Origin of the sequence: Streptomyces sp. NBC_01190 (assembly GCF_045039895.1) — a bacterium.
Taxonomy (GTDB): Bacteria; Actinomycetota; Actinomycetes; order Streptomycetales; family Streptomycetaceae; genus Actinacidiphila.
In genome coordinates this window covers 6,955,591-6,974,970 of the sequence record NZ_CP108580.1, presented here as the reverse complement: position 1 = coordinate 6,974,970, position 19,380 = coordinate 6,955,591, and the positions used below count along the sequence as shown (strand labels likewise).

The window sequence follows — 19,380 nt, the reverse complement described above, 5'->3', positions numbered from 1 at the left end:
TTACTCCTTGTAGCTGATGAGGAGGCCGTTTTCCGTGCCCGCGAAGGCCGAGAAGAGCCGCGGACTGCGGCCGACCGCGTGGGTGTAGGCGCGGATGGCCTTGGTCTCGGCGTCCGTCTCGGCGTCGCTCTGCCGCTCCACCGTGAAGTCGCCCTGTGCGAAGGCGTCGTCGGCCACCAGGAGGCCCCCGGGGGCCAGCAGCGGGTAGACGAGCCGCAGATAGGCGGGGTACGACTTCTTGTCGGCGTCGATGAACACCATCTGCACGCTCGCGGGCGGCACGGTCCGCAGGTGGTCGCCCGCGTCGCCCACCACGACCGTCACCCGGTCGGCGACACCTGCCGTCTCCAGATTGCGCCGGGCGATGTCCGCGTGGTGCGGATCGACCTCCAGCGTCGTCACCCGCCCCCCGTCAGGCAGCCCCCGGGCCAGATGGATGGTGCTGTAACCGAACAGCGTGCCGATCTCGATCACGTGCCGGGGCCGGTGGAGCAGGGTCAGCAACTGCAGGAGGCGGCCGGCGTTGTCGTCCACCTGGATGGTCGGCAGGCGGTCGTCCAGCAGTGACTGCCGCAGGACGCCCTCCAGGACCCCGTCACGCGGGCCGAGCACGGAGCGGATGAAGCCCTTCGTGGTCGCGTCCATCACCGCAGCCCCTGAGCCGTGGCCGGGGTGCGGAGCACGGCCTCGTCGTAGAAGGAGAAGACAGCGTCCAGACCGGGTACGGAGGTCGGTGCGTCGAAGTCGACACACGATCCGAACAGTGCAGGGGCGTCCGCAGGCGCCGACTCGTCGAGAGCGCGGGCGAGGAAGGGCGTGAACGTCTGGGCGCTGAAGGCGGCGCCGAAGGGGTAGGCGAAGTTGGCCCCCGGATTGGCGGTGAACATCGGCCAGGTGAAGTAGAGCGGGAAGTCGCCCAGGGCGCAGTAGCGCCCGATCCCGAACCGTTCGTCGAGCCGGTGGAAGGACTGGGCGATCCCGCCGTCGCCGCGGCGGTGCACGTCGAAGTCCAGCACCGAGGTGACAGCGCGCTCGAGGTAGGTGCGCCGGTACTCCAGCATCTTGGCCCGCCGGCAGAGCGCGAGCCCCTCCTCCTCGTGCGCGGACAGCCCCAGCGCGGGCCCCAGATCGGGGTGGTAGGCCCATTTCTCGAACCACATGCTCATGAACTCCAGCCGTTCCAGCGGCAGGTACTCCAGCCCGGAGCGGTTGGACACCCGCTTGCGGATCAGGAGGTGGTTGACGGCGTGGCCGAACTCGTGGAAGAGGCTGTGCAGGTTCTGGAACGTGATCCGCCCCGTCCCGTCCGTCCCGGGCTGGAAGCGGCAGGAGACGTAGGCGACCGGGCGCTGGACCAGACCGCTCCACTCGGTGCGGTTGCGGATGCCCTTGGTGTGGTTGGCGCCGACGGTCTTGGTCTCGGTGTCCCACAGGTCGAAGTTGACCTGGCCGATCTCCTCGCCGTCGCGGCGGACGGTCACGGTGAGGACGTGGGCGCTGCCGGTGCGAACCGGCTCGACAGCCAGTCCGAAAACGCGCCGGGCGACGGTGAAGACGACGTCGAGGCAGCCGTCCAGGTCGAACAGTGGCGGTTTCAGCCCGCGCGAGACGCTCCGCAGGCAGTACGCGAAGTGGTCCATCGATCCGTCGTCCCCGCCGAGGACGTCGCGTACCTCGGACTCCAGCGTCTCGTGGCCGGCCAGCGCCCGGGCGAGGTAGTCGTCGAGGAAGGCAGCGGCCTCGTCCTCCCCCACCATGCACTTGACCAGCGTCTCGGCCAGCACCGAAGGGTGGCCGGCCGCCGCGCTGCGCCGTCGGCGTACCGCGACCATGGAGTCGACCAGGGCGACCATCCGGTCCAGGTGCTTGTCGCTCTCGGCCCGCCATGCCCGGCCCAGCTTGCGGCGGGTGGCCGCGCTGTCGATCCGGCTGGAGAGCAGGTAGAACACGGCGGGCGGGGCGGTGCCTTCCGGCGACGCCTTCAGGCGCTCCAGGAGGCCGGCCTGCTGCTGTCTGACCGCGCCCAGCGTGTCCTTCGCCTGCGACAGCAGCCGTTCCAGCTCCTCCTCGGCCTGCGGGTCGGGCGTCTCCAGTTTCTCGCGCAACTGCTGGACGTAGGCGAGCCGGGCGTCCTCGGCCTCCGGGTCGTCGCAGCGCAGACTCTCGAGCATCGCGAGGATACGCACGTCGAGGGCGTGGTCCTTGTGGAACGCGTCGCGCCACGGCAGCAGCCGATCGAAGTTCACGAACTCGTCGTTCGCCTCGAGGTACAGGAAGATGTACGCCACGTTGTTGTAGATCGAGGTGATCTCGATCAATGTGTCCTGCGTCAACTCGGCGGCCGCCGTTATCTCGCGCAGCCGGGTCATCATCGTGGCGAGCGCGTCGTCCATCTCCGACAGGCTCTCACGGTCGGGGACGATGATCGGATCTACCGGCACGGGTTCTCCTCTGCGTGGCGCGCCCGGAATTGGAAGTGGTAGACGACGCCGGTGTAAGAGGCGCAGTACATGTCGCCGGCGTCGCCGACCACGGGCGTGATGTCCATCTCCGGCTCGTGGTCGGCGAGCCCGAGGACCTGGCTGCTCTCCCACAGGAACCTCCCGTCGTGCGCCCGCAGGCACACCGCGTTGCCGCGTGCCGAGGTCGCCACGAAGTCGCCGGCGGGGGTGACCGTGAACCCTGTGTACGAGCGCGGTGCGCCCTGCTGCGACTGCCAGGAGGGCTGACGGGTGTGCACGTCTATCCCGGTGACCGCGTCGTTCTGGGTCCCGACCGCCAGCACCGCCCCGCAGACCGCGGGGCTCGCCGTGACCTTCCCGCCGAGGAACAACTCGCCGCGGACCTCACCGGTGCGGACGCTGAGGAACACACACCGGCCGTCGACCGCGCACACGGCGACCTCGCCCGTGGCGTGCACGGTCGCCGGTGACGCCTTGACGGTGCTGCCGATCTCCTGGCGCCACACCTCGGAGCCGTCGGGCGCCAGGCACAGCACGTGCTCGGCGCAGCAGACGATCGCGTTTCCCTCGGTGGTGACGACCGGACTGGCGTACGGGTCCCGGTGCGCGACCGTGCCGCCGTAGGCCGCCGACCAGGGTTCGGGCACCGGCCGGTCGAAGACGAGCGCCCCGCTGCTCAGGCGTACTCCCAGACAGCGGCTTGCGAAGGCCGGGACGACCAGCAGGTCGGCCCCCGCCAGGACGGTCGGAGTCGCACACACCGGTGTGGGCGACTGCGCCGACCAGACCAGGCTCCCCCGCAGATCGAAGCAGGCCATCAGTCCACTGGTCGCCGTGACGACGACCCGCCGCCGCTCGCGGTCCACCACCAGCGAGGCGTACACCGAGCTGTCCATCCGTCGCTCCCAGTACACCTTCGTCAGCGACGGGTCGTACAGGCGCACGTACCCGTCGTCGCTGGCCACCACCACGCCGACACCGGACAGGACAGCGGGGGTCGCGCTGACCGGGACCGGCACGTCCCGTCCGAGTACGGCGCTGTGGTGTTGGAGCCTGCGGTAGCCGCAGACGACGGGTTCGCCGTCCCAGCGGAACCTGTCGCCGACGGCGCCGGGCAGCACGGACTTGACCGGGTCATGACGGAAAGCGGGCAGGTCAGGCAACGCCGACCTCGCTCTCACGGCCCACCACGACCAGCGGCGAGCGGGTCTGCTCGCCGCGCAGCACCCGCCAGAAGACGACTGCGAGGACTGCCGTCGACACCCCCTTGGAGGCGATGGCGAAGAAAGGCGAGTGCACCACGAACACCGTGTACAGGGCCAGCGGAATCGTCAGCGCGTAGGTGATCACCGACGAGGACACCATGAGCAGGCCGCCGCGCTGGTGGTTGGTCAGCAACTCGCCGAAGAACTGCTCGAAGAAGTATGCGGGGAGATAACTCAAATACGCCAGAAGCAGGTTGCGGGCCAGCGGCCCGGGCAGCGAGCCGTCGCTGAACAGCGACACCAGCCAGGAGGACGCCAGTACGGTGCCCACCACGGCCACGGCCGTGGGCGCCGCGCAGTAGGCCGCCAGCCTGCGCACCATCGCCCGGGGAACCGCCTTCTCCCGGCCCAGCGCGTAGCCGTGGAAGACGAAGGTCGCTGCGAAGCACGCCTGGGGCACCCGGCAGAACAATGTGTAGATCTTGGTGGCGATATTGGCGGCCGCCAGCGTTGCCACCCCCATCGTGCCGATGAACAGCAGCGGGATGACCGATCCCATGTAGTCGTTCAGGTGCCGGACCCCGATACCGGGTGCGGTACGTGCCAGGGAGCGGAACTCCTGTGTGACTGAATCGAGTTGCGGCCGCTGGAAGCCCATCAGCCTGACCCGCAGCTGACGGCGTAGCAGCAGCGCGCCGCTGAGCGCCATCAGTGTCTGCGCGACGACGGTGGCGTAAGCGACGGCGGCGCTCGGTGAGCTGAACAGGTGAGAGCAACCCGTGTACAGGAACGCCCAGTTGAGGCACGCGTTGACGGCGAAGCCGAGGACCAGGACCAGGGCGGAGAGGTTTCTCAGCCCGCAGATCTTGAGCGTCTCGTTGATCGCGACGTAGACCAGGACCGGCACGACCGCGCAGCACCTGACACCCACGTAGTCGGTGATCAGGGGGATGAGTTCGTGCTTCTGGCCGAAGAGCGACAGCGCGGGACCGGTCCCCGCGGCCAGGGCGACGCCCACGAGCTGGCAGGGCACGAGCGCCAGCGCCATCGCGCCCGCGAGCACGGGCAGCCGCATCGCGGTCGAGCCCTCCCCCTCGGCGATGGCCAGCCGGCTGCTGAAGGCGTCCACGACGCCGGTGAAGAACGCGAAGATCGCGGCCACCAGCACGTCCGCCTGCCCGACAGCCGCCACGGCGGTGATGCCCTTAGGCGCGATCATCACCATGTCGACCGCGCCGAACCCCACCGTGACCATGCTGAGCGTGAACATCAGCACGGCGAGGCCGGAGAAGTTGCGCGCCGTGAACCGAGTGTGGTCCGCCATGGTCACCGCGCTCCGCGGGACGGTCTGGCCGCCGTCTGCTGCCGGGTCTTCAGGCAGGTCAAAGCGGCGTCGAAGCGGCCCTTGGCGACGGTGGAGAACCGGCCGGCGAGCGCGAGCCCGGCCGTGAGCACTGACTCGTTCTCCGGGACGAGATCGGCCAGCGTCACGTAGTGGGCCAGCGCCTGCTCGCCGTCGCCGTTGCGCTGCCGGGAGCGGGCGGCCTGCAGCAGGTGGTGCCCCAGGTAAGGCGCGCCGAGCGCCACGGCGTCCTCGTAGAGTTCGGCGGCCCGGCCGTGGCGACCGAAGTGTGTCTGCGCCTCGGCGAGTTCGCCGTAGCTCGGCGACCAGACGGGGTCCAGTTCGATGAGCGCGCGGCCGGCCTCCTCGGCTTTGTCCTGGTCATGCGTGACGTACATGTGCTCCTTGAGTGAGGACTCCAGATAGGTCTTGACGAAGTGCTGCTCGTAGGAGCGCGGGCGGTGAGCGAACGTGTCCTCGGCGGCGTCCCGCGCGAACTGCATGAACCGCCGGGTGGCAGCGGCCTCGCCCGCGGCCGCCGGGACCATGGCCAGCGCCCGGTACCAGGAGGAGACCGCACCGGCCGACAGCTTCTCCGGGTCTGCGGACAGCGCCTGGCCGGTCGCGGCGAACCACCGGTAGGCGGCCTCGGGTATCTCCTGCCGCTTGAGATACCACACGACTGCCTGCGCGCAGGCGTCCATGGTCCGGTCCGCGGGCAGCGCGCCCGTCTCGATGGCCTGCCGCATCCCGTAGAACGCCGCGGCGGAGCCGGCGCCGTCGTCGCGCCGGTTGCTGACGACGAACGAGAGCATCGCGGTCTCGAACACCGTGCGCGGATCCGCGGTCATGGAGCGCACCCGCGCCAGCAGCCGCGCGGCAGGGGTGAACCGCGACACGCTGATCAGCGCGGTGGCAAGGTTCACCAGTGACACTGCCGGCAGGTCGGCGGCGGTCTCCACCAGCCGCGCCAGGCGAGCGGCCGTCGACGTCGGCCGGTGCTCCAACTCCGCCATCGCGGTGAACGGGACGCCGGACAGGACCGCGACCTCGTGCAGGACGTCGGGCTCGAAGACCTGGGAGAGGCGGTAGTCGAACCGGTCGCTCTCCATCCGGGGCAGTTCCTCGACGCACGCCTGGGAGAAGAGGTCCACCGACCGGCCGGCCGGCTGTCGGTACTCCAAGCCGGCCATGGTCTCCTGGAAAGTGCTGACGTGGAACACGGGCCGATCAGACACCGCGGTCTCCCTTCGTTCCGGCTGCCGCCGGCCGACATGCCCGACTCAGAAGGTGGAGGAACAACAAGGCGGCCCGGCCTGCGTCTCCCAGCGTCCGGGGGTCGCGGGCGTCACGGGGGGCGGAGAACTCCACGAGGTCGAACCCGATGATCCGGTGACGCGTGAGGACCAGGTCGATCAGGCGCACCAGTTCCCTCATTCCGAGGCCGACCCCGGCCGGATAACCGGTGGAGGACATCACCGACGAGTCCAGGACGTCGATGTCGACCGTGATGTAGACGTCATCGGCCGGGCCGATCACGTCCAGGAAGCCCTGGGCGTCGTCGATCTCCGGTGAGAACACGCACACCTGCATGCCGACGGAGCGCAGAAGGCTGTCCATGCCAGGTGCGGCACCCCTTTCGACAGTGGCGTAGGGGTTCACCCCGACCTGCACCAGTCGGCCCGGGCCGACAAGATCCGAGACATGCGACATCACATTGGTATTGAAGAGGGGTTCCCTCCCGATATCCGGGCGGCCCGGCGCTCCGTCCCATATCTGCAGGTCCAGGTGCTGATCGAACTGGACGACCGTGAAGGAGTCACTCCGCCGGGAACGCAGGCCTTCCAGGACTGCCAGGGTGATGCTGTGGTCTCCGCCGATGACACACGGGGCGACGTTGTCCGGCAGCGCCGCGACTACGCCTCTGATCGACTTCTGCGCCTCATCGAGCGTCATACCGGAGAAGTCTATGTCCCCCAGGTCGACCGCCCGTTCCAGCGGAACACGGCCGTGGCGTAGTTCCATCACCTCAGGATCTTCTGCCGCCCAGGTGTACGCCTTCGAGAGGTTTCGCAGAAAATAGGGACCGTTCTCGGTTCCGGAATGGACTGTGCCCAGTGAATAGCCGGCGCCGATGACCGCCGCCGCGGTGTGCGGGGGGACCTCATGGAGTTCGGCGGGGTTCAGTCTGCAGAACGGGCTGGTCATATGCAGTGTCGGCAGCACTTGCCCTCCACGCAAGGAGCGGTTTCACCGACGGGCGACCGCCCTCCCGTCGGACGGGACGCCTGGGTACCGCCCGGTCCGCGCCAAGGTCCTGAGCCGAGGCGGACCGCGTCAAAGACGTACGGGAGGCCGAAGGACACCGCCTCCGGACTCCCGCACGCCGGTGGGTCAGCGGTCGCCGAGGATCGCGTCGAGTTCGGCGTCGACCTCGATAGCCGCACTGAGGCTCGTCACGACGGTCTCGGTCTCAGCCGCCTCGGCCTCGAAGAACATCTCCGCGCTGACGATGCGGAAGAAAGCCGGCTGCTTCTTGAGCGAGTAGTTCGACATGGCACACTCCTTCTTATGAGAGATGTAGCGCCTGACGACTGCCGCCAGAACCATGTGCACGTGATCGGCGGAAACGCCAGAACGCATGCGACCGTCGCTCCTTTCGCAAAGAACGATAAGAGGAGACTGCCCAAGGTGGTCCTCGCCTGTCAAGAGTCCCCCGCCGAGGTCTGCAAATCCACGAAGAGGTGGCCGGATGAGGTGCGTTTTGAATCCGGGGGCGTGCGGCGGAGCCCCAGGCGCGACGCCGGGGGCTGACGATCGGAGAACCCTGGCGACAGAAACCGGTGCGCGGATGAATGGTTTCGCGCCACAGCGGGGGGAAACACCAGTACGATGTGCCGAAATCTGGACTTCCGCCTTGTCGCGGAGACCACTCCGCTATGGGCGCCACGTCGCCGCGCAGTGGCCCAAAAATCTCCTTCTACGTGACTTCTCGCCACGGGGTGGCTATCCGGACATCGACTCGTTCGGACTGCTGAGCAGTTTTCGTATTCAATCCCGGCGGCGAGCTGCCGGTCCTGTCTGCGTCTGTTCTTCATGGTCGGAGCCGGCCGTGTTCGACGATGGAGCCGGGCCGCCCGGCCGATATGACCGGGTAGCTGCCGACCAGCGGTTACCGCGCTCCCGGCGGCGTCACGGGCATCGCCGCTCGTTGTCTACCCTGTGCGCATGTCGGCCTACGCTCCCAGGGCTTGATCAAGTTCCGTGGGTGTCTGGATCGTTGGTGATGCCCAGGATGGGGAGTGCTCGCGTGGGTTCGTCGCGGATTGAGATGGCCCCCGCGGCGTGGACACACCTGACAATGGATCTTGTTGATCCTGGAAGGTGTAGATCTCTGTGGCACGGCCCTCGAAGTACAGTGCGGAGTTCCGGTCCGACGCGATCGCGTTGTGGCGGGCCTCGGCCGGCAGGCGGACGTTCAAGGACGTCGCGGACGATCTGAACGTCAACCCGGAGACGCTGCGGACCTGGGTGCGCGATGCGGACGCACCGTCGGCCGCCGCTGGCGCGTCCGGCGACGCGGAGGGTGAGCTGGCCCGGCTGCGGGCGGAGAACGCCCGGCTGCTGAAGAACGAGAAGGAATGGCAGCTGGAGCGGGAGATCCTGCGCCGGGCAGCCGCCTATTTTGCCCGGGAGATGAAGTGAAGACCGCCGCTTGGGACTTCATCTCCGGCCATGCCGAGATCTTCGGCGTCAAGCGGATATGCCGGGTGCTGGAAGTCTCCCGCTCGGGCTACTACCGGTGGATCGCCGGCGCCGACGCGCGGGCCGAGCGTCAGGCGCAGGAGGACGCCCTGGTCGACGAGATCCGCGAGATCTACACCGAACACCGCGAGACCTACGGCGCCCTGCGAGTCCACGCCGAGCTGCGCGGGTTCGGCCACACGGTGAACCGCAAGCGGGTCGCCAGGCTGATGCGCAAGCACGGCATCGTCGGCCGCCACCTGCGGAAGAAGAAGCGCACCACGGTCCCGGACCGGCTCTCGCCACCGGCGCCGGACCTGGTGCAGCGGGACTTCACCGCTGGTGCCCTGGACGAGAAGTGGTGCGGCGACATCACATACGTACAGGTCGGAGCCGCGTGGCTCTACCTCGCCTGCGTCATCGATATCCGCTCGCGCCGGGTGCTCGGCCACTCGATGGCCTCACACATGCGCGCCGAACTCGTCATCGACGCACTCCAGGCCGCCGTCGACGCCCGCGGCGGCGACGTCACCGGGGTGATCTTCCACGCGGACCGCGGATCCCAGGGCGGATTCAACTGGTCGTCGCAACACCTCGTACGCATGGAGGTGTTGGATGGTGCGTCGTCAACAGGCAGCGGACCGGGCGCTGCGTCCGAAGCTGAGGTCTCCGGGGCATCCGAAGTATCAGCGTCATGTCGAGGCGGCGTTCTGGACGGAGATCGCCAAGGGTCTTCTCCCCGAGGAGGCGGCCGCCGTCATCGGCGTGGCGCCGGCAGTCGCGACGCGCTGGTACCGCCAGTGTGGCGGCATGTGTCCGTTCGATTCGAAGTCACCCTCGGGCAGGTACCTGTCGTTTTCCGAGCGAGAGGAGATCGCGTTGCTCAGGGCCCGGGGCAGGGGAGTACGCGAGATCGCCCGGGACGTCGGTCGTAATCCAGGCACCATCTCCCGCGAGCTGCGACGCAACGCTGCCACAAGAAGCGGGAAACTCGATTACCGGGCGTCGGTGGCGCAGTGGAAAGCAGATATCGCGGCCCAGCGTCCGAAGACGGCGAAGCTGGTCGCCAATCCGAGGTTGCACGCCTACGTCCAGGAAAGGCTGTCCGGCCAGATCACCACATCGGGCGGCATGCCGATCGCGGGACCGGCGACGGGTTCGTGGACGGGGCGGAACAAGCCGCATCGCAAGGATCGTGCGTGGGTTCAGGCGTGGAGTCCAGAGCAGATCGCGAACCGGATCAAGCGTGATTTCCCGGATGATGAATCCATGCGCATCAGTCACGAGGCGATCTACCAGGCCCTATACATCCAGGGCCGCGGGGCGCTGAAACGCGAGCTCATCCTGTGCCTTCGGACCGGCCGCGCTCTGCGGGCGCCGCGGGCGCGTTCACGACGCAAGACCTGGGCGCACGTCACGCCAGAAGCGTTGATCAGCGAGAGGCCCGCCGAGGCCGAGGACCGCGCTGTCCCCGGCCACTGGGAAGGGGATTTGATCATCGGGCTGGAGCGTTCCGCGATCGGCACCGTCGTCGAGCGGTCGACACGGTTCACCATGCTGGTTCATCTGCCCCGCGAAGACGGATACGGAACGATCCCTCGAACGAAGAACGGCCCCGCACTGGCCGGCTACGGAGCGATCTCCATGAAGAAGGCACTCGCCAACACGATGTCGATGCTCCCCGAGCAGCTGACGCGGTCACTGACATGGGACCGCGGCAAGGAAATGTCGGCGCACACGCAGTTCAGGGTCGAGACCGGTATCCCCGTGTTCTTCGCCGATCCGCACAGCCCATGGCAGCGAGGAACGAACGAGAACACCACCGGGCTCCTGCGCCAGTATTTCCCGAAGGGCACCGACCTCTCGCGCTGGTCCGCCGATGAAGTCGAAGCCGTTGCTCACGCACTGAACACCAGACCCCGCAAGACTCTCGGCTGGAAGACACCCGCCGAGGCGCTCGACGACCAGCTACTGTTGCTTCAACAAACCAGTGTTGCAACGACCGGTTGAATCTGATCAGTACACATCGGCCGCGTTCGCCCAGGTCTGCCACCGGCACGGCGTCCGCAGGAGCATGGGCAAGGTCGGCTCGAGCTACGACAACGCCCTGGTCGAGAGTTTCTGGCAGGGACTGAAGCGAGAAACGACGTACGGGAGACTGTTCGTGACGATGCGACAGGCAAGGCTGGAGATCTTCCAGTGGCTCACCTACTACAACGCCCGACGGCGCCACAGCGCGCTGGGCTACCTCTCCCCGGCAGAGTTCGAACAGCAGCACCACAAGACAGCTAAACTCTCACTCGCAGCATGAACTCCTGCGTCCACACTCCGGGGGTCACCTCAGTCGCTGCCGCGGTCGCCGGTGAGGGCAGGAACCTTCGTGGACCGTGGCTGGCTGATCTTGCTGGGGATCCGGCTTCCGGCTGCGCGTTGACCGAGCGGCAGCGTCGTCACATGGCGGTGGGTTTCCTGATCGCCGCGTTCCGGATGCGGGCTGCTGACGTGACGCGCCCGGTATGGCGGCGTGTGGACTGGCTGCTGTCCCGCGAAGAGCGCGCACCAACACGCTGATCACAGCGCTCGCCGGCGCCCTGGCGATCTACTTCGCCGTAACGGACGGCGTCCACGCCCTGCTCACTGCGGATTGGCAGTCGTGCGCCGGCCTGGGGGGTGGTCTGTTCGCAATGGCGCGGTGGCTGCGGCGGATCCGCGGTATCGAACTGGCGGAGCGGCGGCGTCGCACCGGCGGCGAAAGTTAATCGAATGCGTCACCACCTCCGCCCCCTGGCTCTCCCCGCGCGAGCGGAGGCGGTCCGATCTCGGGCCTGGCTCGGCGCCGCGAGGGGTGGTTCTCCCCGCGCGAGCGGGGGTGGTCCGTCATCCGCTGGCACCCGCTCCTGTCCGCCACAGTTCTCCGCGCGAGCGGGGGTGGTCCGCCGAGCTGCGGTACCAGGTCCTGCGCGGGGCGTAACCCGCCGCACCCCCGGCCGGAGTACGCCGTGACCTACAGGGTTCCCGTCGCCCGCCGCCTGTCCCGACGCCCCTTCCACGCCCGGAACGCGTTCAGCCCCAGCACCCCGAACAGCGCGACCGGCAACGCCACCGCAACCCGGCGCAGCGCCCCGCCCCATCCATTGTCCGTCCACAGCATCGGTACGAGGCCGAAGACCAGTCCCAAGGCGCCGGCCACGGTCGTGTACTGTCCCGCCATCACGTCAACGCGGTCCCAGCGTCTCCCCATGGCCACACCGTAGCGTGCGCCCCGCACCGGCCGGGCGGTGGTGTGTCTGCGATCATGCTCTCTCAACGAGGGGGAGGATCGTATGACCGGGTGGATCACGATGGCGGCGGCGGACGCGCCGCAGGCGACCACGGGCACTGAGCTGGCCGGGTTTCTGATCTGCTGCGGCATGGGCGCCGGGATCATCTACATCGGCCGGACACAGCGCCGCACCGGCCGCAACTTCCTCTCGCCCGACTGGGTGTTCCGGTTCGGCGACGCCCTGCACCAGCCCCGGCCCGAGCGCAAAGCCCACCGGGCGACCGGCCGCTTCTTCGAGATCATCGGCTGGGTTCTGGCCGTGATCGGCATCTGCAACGGCCTCGCCGCCCTGTTCTGAGCCTAGGCCCGCGGCACGTCCAGCTCCTCATCCAGGCAGGCCGCGGCGACCAACTCCAGCGTGGCCCGCTCGGCAGGGTCCGCGGCGATCCCCCGCCGCCCCGCCGCCCTCCTCGGTGTCGGGGCGGTCGCCGTACCACGCCCCGCCGCTCCCGCCCGGGTTTGTTGCAGCCCGCCAGCCGCCGTGCACCACGGCCGTCTCGCGGCACCCACCCTTCCTACCGTCAGACCACCGGCACCCGCCGGCCCGAGGGAGGGAAACCGAATGCGCATCACACCCATGGCGATGACCGCGACCGCAACGCTCGCAGCCTCTGCGACGTGAGGTGCCCCGAAGCTTCCGGACAGGGCCCCAATAGGGTTGTCCTGTCAAGGAAACGAGGAAGCACGAAGTGGCGCCACCCAGTAAGTACACCCCGGAGTTCCGTGAGGAAGCTGTCCAGGTCGCACTCCAGTCCAGTAGGACCATCTCTGAGACCGCCCGCGAGCTCGATTTGAATCCGGAGACGCTCCGGGGTTGGGTGAAGAAGCACCAGAAGCAGAACGAGCCAGCGGCCGGTGCGCCGTTGACGCTAGATGAGCGGGCACGTCTGAAGGAACAGGACCGGCGTATCCGTGAACTGGAGACGGAGAACGCCTTCCTGAAAAAATGCGCGGCGTACTTCGCGAAGGATCCCCGGTAGCGAGCAGGTACGAGTTCATCGAAACGATGCGGCTCGACATCACGGAGTACGCGCATTCCGTCGGGTTCATGTGTAAACGGCTCGACGTGTCCAAGTCCGGATACTACGAATGGCGGAACCGCCCGGACTCCGCCACAGCCCAGCGGCGCGAGGAATTGAAACTGCTCATCAAGAAGGCATTCGACATGTCGGACAGCACCTACGGATACCGACGCGTCCACGCCCAGATCGCGCGCTGGGGCCGCCGCGCCGGCCTGGAACTGGTCCGCCTGCTGATGCGTGAACTGGGTCTGGCGCCCTGCCAGCCCAAGCCGAAGCGGTGGTCGCCCACCCAGGCCGCGGCCGCCGACGTGCCGGACCTTGTCAGTCGGAACTTCACCGCCGACGCGCCCGGCGAAAAACTCGTCGGCGACATAACCAATGTAAAAACCGGAGAAGGCTGGCTTTATCTCGCGACCGTCATCGACTGCTGCACGAAGGAAGTCATCGGCTACGCGATGGACGGCCACTACCAAACTCCTCTCATATCTCAGGCCATCCGCAACGCGGCGCGGAACAGGAAACTCGCCAGCGGTGCGATATTCCACTCCGATCGCGGATCGAACTACATGTCCGCCGAGTTCGCAGCGACGCTGAAACAGTTCGGACTCCGTCGGTCATCCGGGCGTACCGGCGTCTGCTGGGATAACGCGATGGCGGAATCCTTCTTCGGTGCTCTGAAGAACGAGCGGGTTTCCCGCATGACTTACCTGACCCGAGAGGCCGCCCGAGAGGACATCACCCGATACATCGAACTCTGGTACAATCACAAACGCCTCCACTCGGCTGTCGGATACCGCCCGCCGCGGGAAGTTCACGCCGAATACATGGAGTTGCGTATAGCCGCGTGAGATAAACGGTCAGATCACTGTCCGGAAAATGCGAGGCTCCTCAGTGTCGTGTGCCCGGTCGTCGCCGGCCAGCGGGGTCTTCAGCTCGGACATGGCCGCCGCCTCACTTCTCGCGCTTGGCGGGATCGGGGTGCTCACCCTCGGACTCAAGGCGGTACTCACGGCCGAACATCGCCTGATGCTCGGAGATGACCCGCTCGCTCGGCGGCTCGGACCGCCTCAAGCAGCTCCTGGAGACCGCCCCGTCCGCCGGGGTGTGAGCTACCGTCAGCCGTCGCCCTCCACGATCGTCCAGGGCCGCATCAGGTCGTCGTCCTCGTGTTCGAGGATGTGGCAGTGGTGGACGTAGGTCGCCGGGAATTCGGTGCCGCTGCCCGGGATCGACGCGGTCAGGTCCGTCGGCGGAGTGAAGTCCGGGATGACGATCCTGGTGACCTGCTCCGGGTACGCGCGGACGGTGTCCTTGTTGGAGGCCGTCTCATCGGGGTCCGGCGGGCAGGGCGGGCCTGTGAGGTAGCTCTCCAGCACTGGCAGGTCCTCCGGCCGGCGCCCGCCGTCGATCCACTTCTCGTACTGCGCCTGGTAGGCGACCGCATCGATCGGCTGCCTGTTCAGGACCTGGAAGTTGATGAGGTGAACGTGCATCGGGTGCGCGTCGTGGTTGGGGTTGACGTACTCCCAGACCTCGGTCGCACCATTCTCGATGAAGTCCTGGGACGGCTCCTCGAAGGGCATGGCGTTGAAGGTCATGGTGTGGAAGAGCTCTTGCTGGTAGACGACCCACTGCCGCCGCCTGGTCCGCGGTGTCACCTCGACGGGCGGTACGACGTCCGGCAGCCGGAGCCTGGTGGGCGGCGTCGTCCGGTCCACCCCGGACCGCGGCTTGATGACCTGGAATTCCATGACCTCGCGGATTTCCGGCCCGTTGCCGCCGGGGAAGTGGACCGGCGCATTGTAGTTGGTCAGCTGGATCTTCGTGCCCATGGGCATCTGGCTGAAGTCGACGATCAAGTCGTACCGTTCGGCCGGGCTGATCAGGAAGTTCAGCATCTGCAGCGGCTTGCGGAAGCCGCCGTCGGTGCCGATCAGCCAGAACGGCAGCGTGGGCTGGGGCAGTACATCCGTGGGCGTGACGAACTGCAGCCGCCAGAAGCGCTCGTTGGAGGCGTTGAGAACGCGCAGCCGATAGCGCCGCTGCTCGACGGCCAGGAAGGGGTAGGCCTTGCCGTTAACGACCGGGGTGTCCTCGCCCTGCTGGTCCATCATCGTGTATGCGAGTGTGCCGTCATCGTTGAAGGTCCGGTCCTGGATGACCAGCGGGATCTCGAACTCGCCCTGTGGCAGGCCGAGTCGCTCGTCAGCGGGGTCGCGGATGACGTAGAGCCCGGCGAGGCCCGCGTAGACGTTGATGCTGGTCATGCCCATGGCGTGGTCGTGGTACCAGAGCATGCACGAGGCGTCGTGGTTGGTGTAGCCGTAGATCGCCTCGTTGGGCTTGGCCCGCTCCGGGTCCAGCGTGGAGTACGACTCGGCGTGCACGCCTTTCGGGCTGTACGACTGCTTCGGCATGCCGTCGGACTGCGGCGGGGTGTAACCGCCGTGCTGGTGGACGACATTCCAGACGTCGACGTCCGCAGGGAAGGGCTGCACCGGCTGGTACGGCGGCGGCGGAGTCGGGGTGAGCTGCGGGTTCCCGCTGCGGATGGCGTCGATCACGGCAGGGAAGAGGTGCTCGGTCGGCAGCTCGTTGCGCCATTTGACGACCGTCGGATGGTCGACGGTCACGTCGAGGGTCGGCCCGAGGTAGCCCATGCCGATCAGCTTGTGCCGGTCGTCCGGGTTCTCGGCCCAGTAGCCCCACACCTTCGCCGGCCCGAGGTCCCGGTGGAAGCGCCAGATGCCCTCGCGCATCGTGATGTCGTAATAGTCGGCCCCCGGATAGACCGTCGGGTCTGGGACGGCCGTCAGCGGAACGGGCAGCGCGTCGACGAACTTCGCCAGCGGCGGTGTGCGCGGCACGGTGTCGTCCGTGGCGCCCCCCATCCCGACCGCCGCCGTCTCCGCCCGCGCCCCGCCGACGGCCGGCGGCACCAGCCCCACCGCCCCGCCCGCGGCCCCCACCGCCAGAAACTGCCTGCGCCCGATCATGTCTGCCGCCTTCCGTCGCCTCACGTGACGCAGCCAGAGATACCGCTTCCCCTTCCGGCCGCCCTGCAGTGCGCGGCGACGCCCTCTGAAAGACCACCCGTTGGGGCTCTTCGGCGCCACCACCCTTCCGCAGGCCGAACCGGCCGGCGACGGGCTCAGTTCGGCATCGCCTTCTCGGCCAGCTCGATGAGAGCTTCCACCTTCGCCAGGTCGGCGACGACCTCCTCCGGTCTCATGGCCGGACCTTCTGAAGACGGGCACTCGATCTCGTTGCGCTGGGTGCGCGTGCGGTTGAACGGACGCAAGACGGATCCGAGCGGCGGATCGAGCTGTGCTCGGACCGCCTGGTAGACGACGTGTGGCCGCCATGTCTGGTCGCCCGCAGCCCCTGTTCTGCAACAGGGCCTTCCGTAGTCGGTGGTGACGTTGCGTTCCTATGTGAGCAGGATGCGGTGGCGAAGGAGGTCGAATCCGGCGCGGCCGTGCATCTGCCGCATGATCCTCTTTGTTCGGGTGTTGACGCCTTCGGTGCGGCCGTTGCTCCAGGGGAGGGTCAGGCCGGCGTTGACGGCGGCGCGGTCGAGTTCGAGGCCGTTGCAGAAGCTGTGCAGGTGGGGCAGGTCTGCGTCGCGGGCCTGGGCGATCCACTCGGTGAGCTTGGAGTCGTTGCCGCTGGCGGGCGTCAGCAGTGCGGCGAAGTCGCGGATGAGGGCGGTGAGCCGGGTCATCCCGGGGCAGGCCGCAGTTCGGAGGCCGAGCAGGTCGATGTCCTTGGTCCGCAGGCGGTCGGGGTGAGTGAGCAGGAGCCGGGCGAGGCGGCGTGGGGTTGTCACGGGGCGGTCGCCTTCGGCGCGGCCCTGGTTGAGGTAGTGGACCAGCAGGTTGGCGCTGCCGGTGTAGCCCAGTTCCCTGATCTCGTGCAGGAGGTGCGTGACGGGCACGCCGGGCTCGGCCGCGCGACGCGTGCGCAGGTGGTCGCGGTAGGGATCGACCAGGGTGGGCCGGTAGCGGGGGGCGATGCGTAGCGTTTGACGGTGTTCAGGGCCAGGCCCGGCCTGCGGGTACATTCGAGCAGCCCGACGCCTGCCGACCGTCCACCGGCACATCCGCCACCGTCCGGACGTGATACCCGTGCACCTTCCCAGTCGGCACCCCGCACACCGGGCAGGGCGCCGGAACATCCCGAGTCCGCGCGATCACCCGGATCACCTCACCGTCATCCGCCACATCCTCGATGACCGGCGCCGACAGCCCCGAAAAAACCATTGCCACAAGGGAGTTGACATCTTGCATACAACGTCAACGACACTCGTGACCTGCCGTCACCACCGACTACGGAACAGAGCCAGTCGCTGGACAGACCCGCTTCGCGCAGGTCGGCTTCCCGGGCGGCCGTGGCCACGGCCTCGGCAGCAAGGTCGGCCTGGACGACGGCGTCGGTGTCCGGGTCGTAGACGGTGCCCGGCGCCGCGGCGGCGAGCAGCTGGTGCAGGCGCTCCCGCTCCGCGAGCTCCGCGTGCCCGCGGTCGTCGCCGGCCAGGTCCTCGTGCCGGGAGTCCTGCCGCGCGTCGAACCGGGCTTCCTCGAGGGCCGCCGCGACGCCGCCAGCATCCATGCCCTTCGCGCGGCGGCGCACCCAACCCTGGCCAATTCGGGCGGCACGGGCCGGATCATAGAGCGGGGCGACGCGCGAGCCGGCCGGCCGACGGGCGGTGCTCCGGGGCTGCCGGGGTGTGGTCATCTTCGGTCTCGCATTCGTGGTGCCGATTCCGGGAACGGGCCGCCTGTGACCCGTCGAATTCTTTATAGCAGGCCCGTAATTCCGCCGTGTCAGAACTCGAACTCAATCGACTTCACGTGCGTGAAGTCGGCGCGCAGACCATCGGCCCGCCTGCCCCATCCGGTGAAATACGACTCGACTATGACCTCCGCGACGACCGGATGCAGCTCATCGTCCGTCGCTCCCTCCTCCTGGAGCCGGAGGATCTGGGCGGCGTAGCTCGGTGAGATGTCGGTGGTGATGTACCGCTCGCGGCCGTCGTCGGAGGACCCGGAGGCGGTGACCCGAAGTAGGCGACGACGCGCACCATCATCTCGCTGGGGGTGGACGCCTGTTCGCGCGCTTGCGCCCTGACCTGCGGTTGCCACTGGGATTCGGTCTACTCCACCAGCGCCGCCCGCAGGCGCTTGTGGGGCCTGGTGAGCTGCCTGCACGGTAGCGCTCCACTGTGCGGTGCGAGACGCCCAGGCGGGCCGCCAGATCCTCCTTCGTGCGCGTGAGGAGGAATTTCACCTGAGCCGTTGCGGATTTCGGCGCGGGCCTGTGAACACCAGGGCGGTTGCAAGTTCCGGGGTCGTCCGGCCGGTCGGGTTGTGACCGGCTCGGGCGCATGGCAAGGCTGGCACGGACTTCGTAATCATTGTGGTGACTAAGCCCGATGATCACGAGGTTGCCCGTGCCCGCCGCCGTATCTGCTCCCGTCCCTGCGTGGTGGTGAAGCTGCGTCAGCTGGACGCCGGTCGGATCGCCGACCTGCCCCCCTCCTTCGACTCGGTGCCCGATCCGCGCGCACGTCGCGGCCGGTGGTACTCGCTGACAGCGATCCTGCTGGTATGTGCCTGCACGGTTGTCTCGGGAGCGAGGAGCATCGACGCCCCTGCCCGAATTGAACAGCGCACAGCTGTCAGTGATCGGGATCCGCCGCCACCTGCCCGGATGGCGGCACGCTCCGTCGCCGGCCCGCCCGCAAGTCGGCCCAGCCGAAAGGGCCCGGCGGCAAGCTGGTCTGCGCGATGTGCGGGTCCGGGATCGACGGCAAAGCCGTCGGGAGCGAAGTCGCCGGACCGAGCAGGGGCAACCGGTATGTGAGGGCCGCGAAGTCAAGGCGGTCAGGTGCGCCCAGGAGCGCCGGACCGCCGCGGCCGGTCCCGGCGTCGGGCCGCAGGGCAGTAGCCGACTCTACGCGCTCCCGACCCTGCCTACCGTGAGGCGGTTGCCGCCCTCCCGCCCGGCGCCTGGCCGCTGCTGACCCCACTGACCGCTGTTCGGGTCCGCCCCGGGCCATCGGCCCCTGGGAGGTCGTGGAGATCGAGGACGACAGCCCCGCGGACGACGTGTTGCTGTCCGTGATGACGGGTGCACTCACCGATCGGCGACTGTACGACGTGAGCGTGGACCTGGGCTCCGTGCGTATCGCTTACCGCCACCCGCGGCCGTGCCTGCTGCGCGAGCACCGCGCGGATCCCGGCCCGCGGGTGTGCGGCTTGTGGCACACCGACTGGCAGGA

General features: G+C 68.1%; 17 protein-coding genes and 3 pseudogenes. 7 read left to right on the top strand and 13 right to left on the bottom strand.

Annotated elements, in window-relative coordinates:
• From OG519_RS29410 to OG519_RS29380, 7 genes are all read right to left on the bottom strand, one after another.
• Positions 1-645 carry an O-methyltransferase gene (locus OG519_RS29410; protein WP_405590124.1) on the bottom strand — a complete coding sequence of 215 codons (645 nt, stop codon included), beginning with the start codon at positions 643-645 and terminating at the stop codon, positions 1-3.
• Positions 645-2,441 (bottom strand): M3 family metallopeptidase, encoded by a 1,797-nt coding sequence (locus tag OG519_RS29405; protein WP_405590122.1) that lies wholly within the window; start codon positions 2,439-2,441, stop codon positions 645-647. Before OG519_RS29405 ends, OG519_RS29410 begins: the two co-directional genes overlap by 1 nt.
• Entirely contained in the window at positions 2,432-3,625 is a 1,194-nt protein-coding gene (locus OG519_RS29400) for a PQQ-binding-like beta-propeller repeat protein (RefSeq protein WP_405590119.1), read from the bottom strand. Before OG519_RS29400 ends, OG519_RS29405 begins: the two co-directional genes overlap by 10 nt.
• A complete protein-coding gene (locus tag OG519_RS29395) occupies positions 3,618-4,991 on the bottom strand; it encodes an MATE family efflux transporter (RefSeq protein WP_405590118.1) in 1,374 nt (457 codons plus the stop codon). Before OG519_RS29395 ends, OG519_RS29400 begins: the two co-directional genes overlap by 8 nt.
• A gap of 2 nt (positions 4,992-4,993) precedes the next feature.
• Entirely contained in the window at positions 4,994-6,247 is a 1,254-nt protein-coding gene (locus tag OG519_RS29390; RefSeq protein WP_405590116.1) for a hypothetical protein, read from the bottom strand.
• Positions 6,240-7,235 (bottom strand): arginase family protein, encoded by a 996-nt coding sequence (locus OG519_RS29385; protein WP_405590113.1) that lies wholly within the window; start codon positions 7,233-7,235, stop codon positions 6,240-6,242. Before OG519_RS29385 ends, OG519_RS29390 begins: the two co-directional genes overlap by 8 nt.
• A 168-nt stretch (positions 7,236-7,403) precedes the next feature.
• The gene (locus tag OG519_RS29380) at positions 7,404-7,565 is read right to left on the bottom strand and encodes a hypothetical protein (RefSeq protein ID WP_405590110.1); all 162 of its coding nucleotides are present in this window, start codon (positions 7,563-7,565) and stop codon (positions 7,404-7,406) included.
• A gap of 840 nt (positions 7,566-8,405) precedes the next feature.
• Between OG519_RS29380 and OG519_RS29375 the strand changes: the two are divergent.
• The 3 genes and pseudogenes from OG519_RS29375 to OG519_RS29365 all read left to right on the top strand — a co-directional run.
• Positions 8,406-9,319, top strand: a pseudogene (locus OG519_RS29375) (IS3 family transposase); the annotation flags it as partial.
• Between the two features lie 49 nt (positions 9,320-9,368).
• Positions 9,369-10,763, top strand: a complete 1,395-nt coding sequence (locus OG519_RS29370) for an IS30 family transposase (protein ID WP_405590108.1) — start codon at positions 9,369-9,371, stop codon at positions 10,761-10,763.
• A gap of 7 nt (positions 10,764-10,770) precedes the next feature.
• Positions 10,771-11,064: pseudogene (locus OG519_RS29365) on the top strand (integrase core domain-containing protein); the annotation flags it as partial.
• Between the two features lie 693 nt (positions 11,065-11,757).
• On the opposite strand, the gene OG519_RS29360 reads toward OG519_RS29365, so the two are convergent.
• Entirely contained in the window at positions 11,758-11,994 is a 237-nt protein-coding gene (locus tag OG519_RS29360; RefSeq protein WP_405590106.1) for a hypothetical protein, read from the bottom strand.
• Between the two features lie 82 nt (positions 11,995-12,076).
• Between OG519_RS29360 and OG519_RS29355 the strand changes: the two genes are divergently transcribed.
• The 3 genes from OG519_RS29355 to OG519_RS29345 all read left to right on the top strand — a co-directional run bounded on the left by OG519_RS29355 (position 12,077) and on the right by OG519_RS29345 (position 13,945).
• Positions 12,077-12,373: a hypothetical protein gene (locus OG519_RS29355; RefSeq protein WP_405590103.1), complete on the top strand. Its 297-nt coding sequence runs from the start codon at positions 12,077-12,079 to the stop codon at positions 12,371-12,373.
• Positions 12,374-12,764: 391 nt separating this feature from the next.
• The gene (locus OG519_RS29350; RefSeq protein ID WP_405590100.1) at positions 12,765-13,055 is read left to right on the top strand and encodes a transposase; all 291 of its coding nucleotides are present in this window, start codon (positions 12,765-12,767) and stop codon (positions 13,053-13,055) included.
• Entirely contained in the window at positions 13,022-13,945 is a 924-nt protein-coding gene (locus tag OG519_RS29345; protein ID WP_405590097.1) for an IS3 family transposase, read from the top strand. Before OG519_RS29350 ends, OG519_RS29345 begins: the two co-directional genes overlap by 34 nt.
• A 267-nt stretch (positions 13,946-14,212) precedes the next feature.
• Here the strand turns inward: OG519_RS29345 and OG519_RS29340 are convergent, their stop codons facing one another.
• The 5 genes and pseudogenes from OG519_RS29340 to OG519_RS29320 all read right to left on the bottom strand — a co-directional run bounded on the left by OG519_RS29340 (position 14,213) and on the right by OG519_RS29320 (position 18,241).
• Positions 14,213-16,093: a multicopper oxidase family protein gene (locus OG519_RS29340; RefSeq protein WP_405590094.1), complete on the bottom strand. Its 1,881-nt coding sequence runs from the start codon at positions 16,091-16,093 to the stop codon at positions 14,213-14,215.
• A 155-nt stretch (positions 16,094-16,248) separates the two neighbouring features.
• Positions 16,249-16,398 (bottom strand): hypothetical protein, encoded by a 150-nt coding sequence (locus OG519_RS29335; protein WP_405590091.1) that lies wholly within the window; start codon positions 16,396-16,398, stop codon positions 16,249-16,251.
• A 129-nt stretch (positions 16,399-16,527) separates the two neighbouring features.
• A pseudogene (locus tag OG519_RS29330) lies at positions 16,528-17,359 on the bottom strand (transposase).
• Positions 17,310-17,834 carry a hypothetical protein gene (locus OG519_RS29325; protein ID WP_405590089.1) on the bottom strand — a complete coding sequence of 175 codons (525 nt, stop codon included), beginning with the start codon at positions 17,832-17,834 and terminating at the stop codon, positions 17,310-17,312. Before OG519_RS29325 ends, OG519_RS29330 begins: the two are co-directional and overlap by 50 nt.
• Positions 17,835-17,923: 89 nt before the next feature.
• Positions 17,924-18,241 (bottom strand): hypothetical protein, encoded by a 318-nt coding sequence (locus tag OG519_RS29320; protein ID WP_405590086.1) that lies wholly within the window; start codon positions 18,239-18,241, stop codon positions 17,924-17,926.
• A 274-nt stretch (positions 18,242-18,515) separates the two neighbouring features.
• On the opposite strand from OG519_RS29320, the gene OG519_RS29315 reads away from it, so the two are divergent.
• A complete protein-coding gene (locus OG519_RS29315; RefSeq protein ID WP_405590084.1) occupies positions 18,516-18,962 on the top strand; it encodes a transposase family protein in 447 nt (148 codons plus the stop codon).
• The last annotated feature ends 418 nt before the right edge of the window (positions 18,963-19,380 follow it).

What these genes read in the sequence shown, in the direction of transcription:
- OG519_RS29360 (WP_405590106.1), bottom strand. Translation starts at nt 11,994, where the DNA reads ATGGGGAGACGCTGGGACCGCGTTGACGTGATGGCGGGACAGTACACG.
- OG519_RS29325 (WP_405590089.1), bottom strand. Translation starts at nt 17,834, where the DNA reads ATGACCACACCCCGGCAGCCCCGGAGCACCGCCCGTCGGCCGGCCGGC.
- OG519_RS29345 (WP_405590097.1), top strand. Translation starts at nt 13,022, where the DNA reads ATGCGCGGCGTACTTCGCGAAGGATCCCCGGTAGCGAGCAGGTACGAG.
- OG519_RS29410 (WP_405590124.1), bottom strand. Translation starts at nt 645, where the DNA reads ATGGACGCGACCACGAAGGGCTTCATCCGCTCCGTGCTCGGCCCGCGT.
- OG519_RS29380 (WP_405590110.1), bottom strand. Translation starts at nt 7,565, where the DNA reads ATGTCGAACTACTCGCTCAAGAAGCAGCCGGCTTTCTTCCGCATCGTC.
- OG519_RS29370 (WP_405590108.1), top strand. Translation starts at nt 9,369, where the DNA reads ATGGTGCGTCGTCAACAGGCAGCGGACCGGGCGCTGCGTCCGAAGCTG.
- OG519_RS29395 (WP_405590118.1), bottom strand. Translation starts at nt 4,991, where the DNA reads ATGGCGGACCACACTCGGTTCACGGCGCGCAACTTCTCCGGCCTCGCC.
- OG519_RS29355 (WP_405590103.1), top strand. Translation starts at nt 12,077, where the DNA reads ATGACCGGGTGGATCACGATGGCGGCGGCGGACGCGCCGCAGGCGACC.
- OG519_RS29340 (WP_405590094.1), bottom strand. Translation starts at nt 16,093, where the DNA reads ATGATCGGGCGCAGGCAGTTTCTGGCGGTGGGGGCCGCGGGCGGGGCG.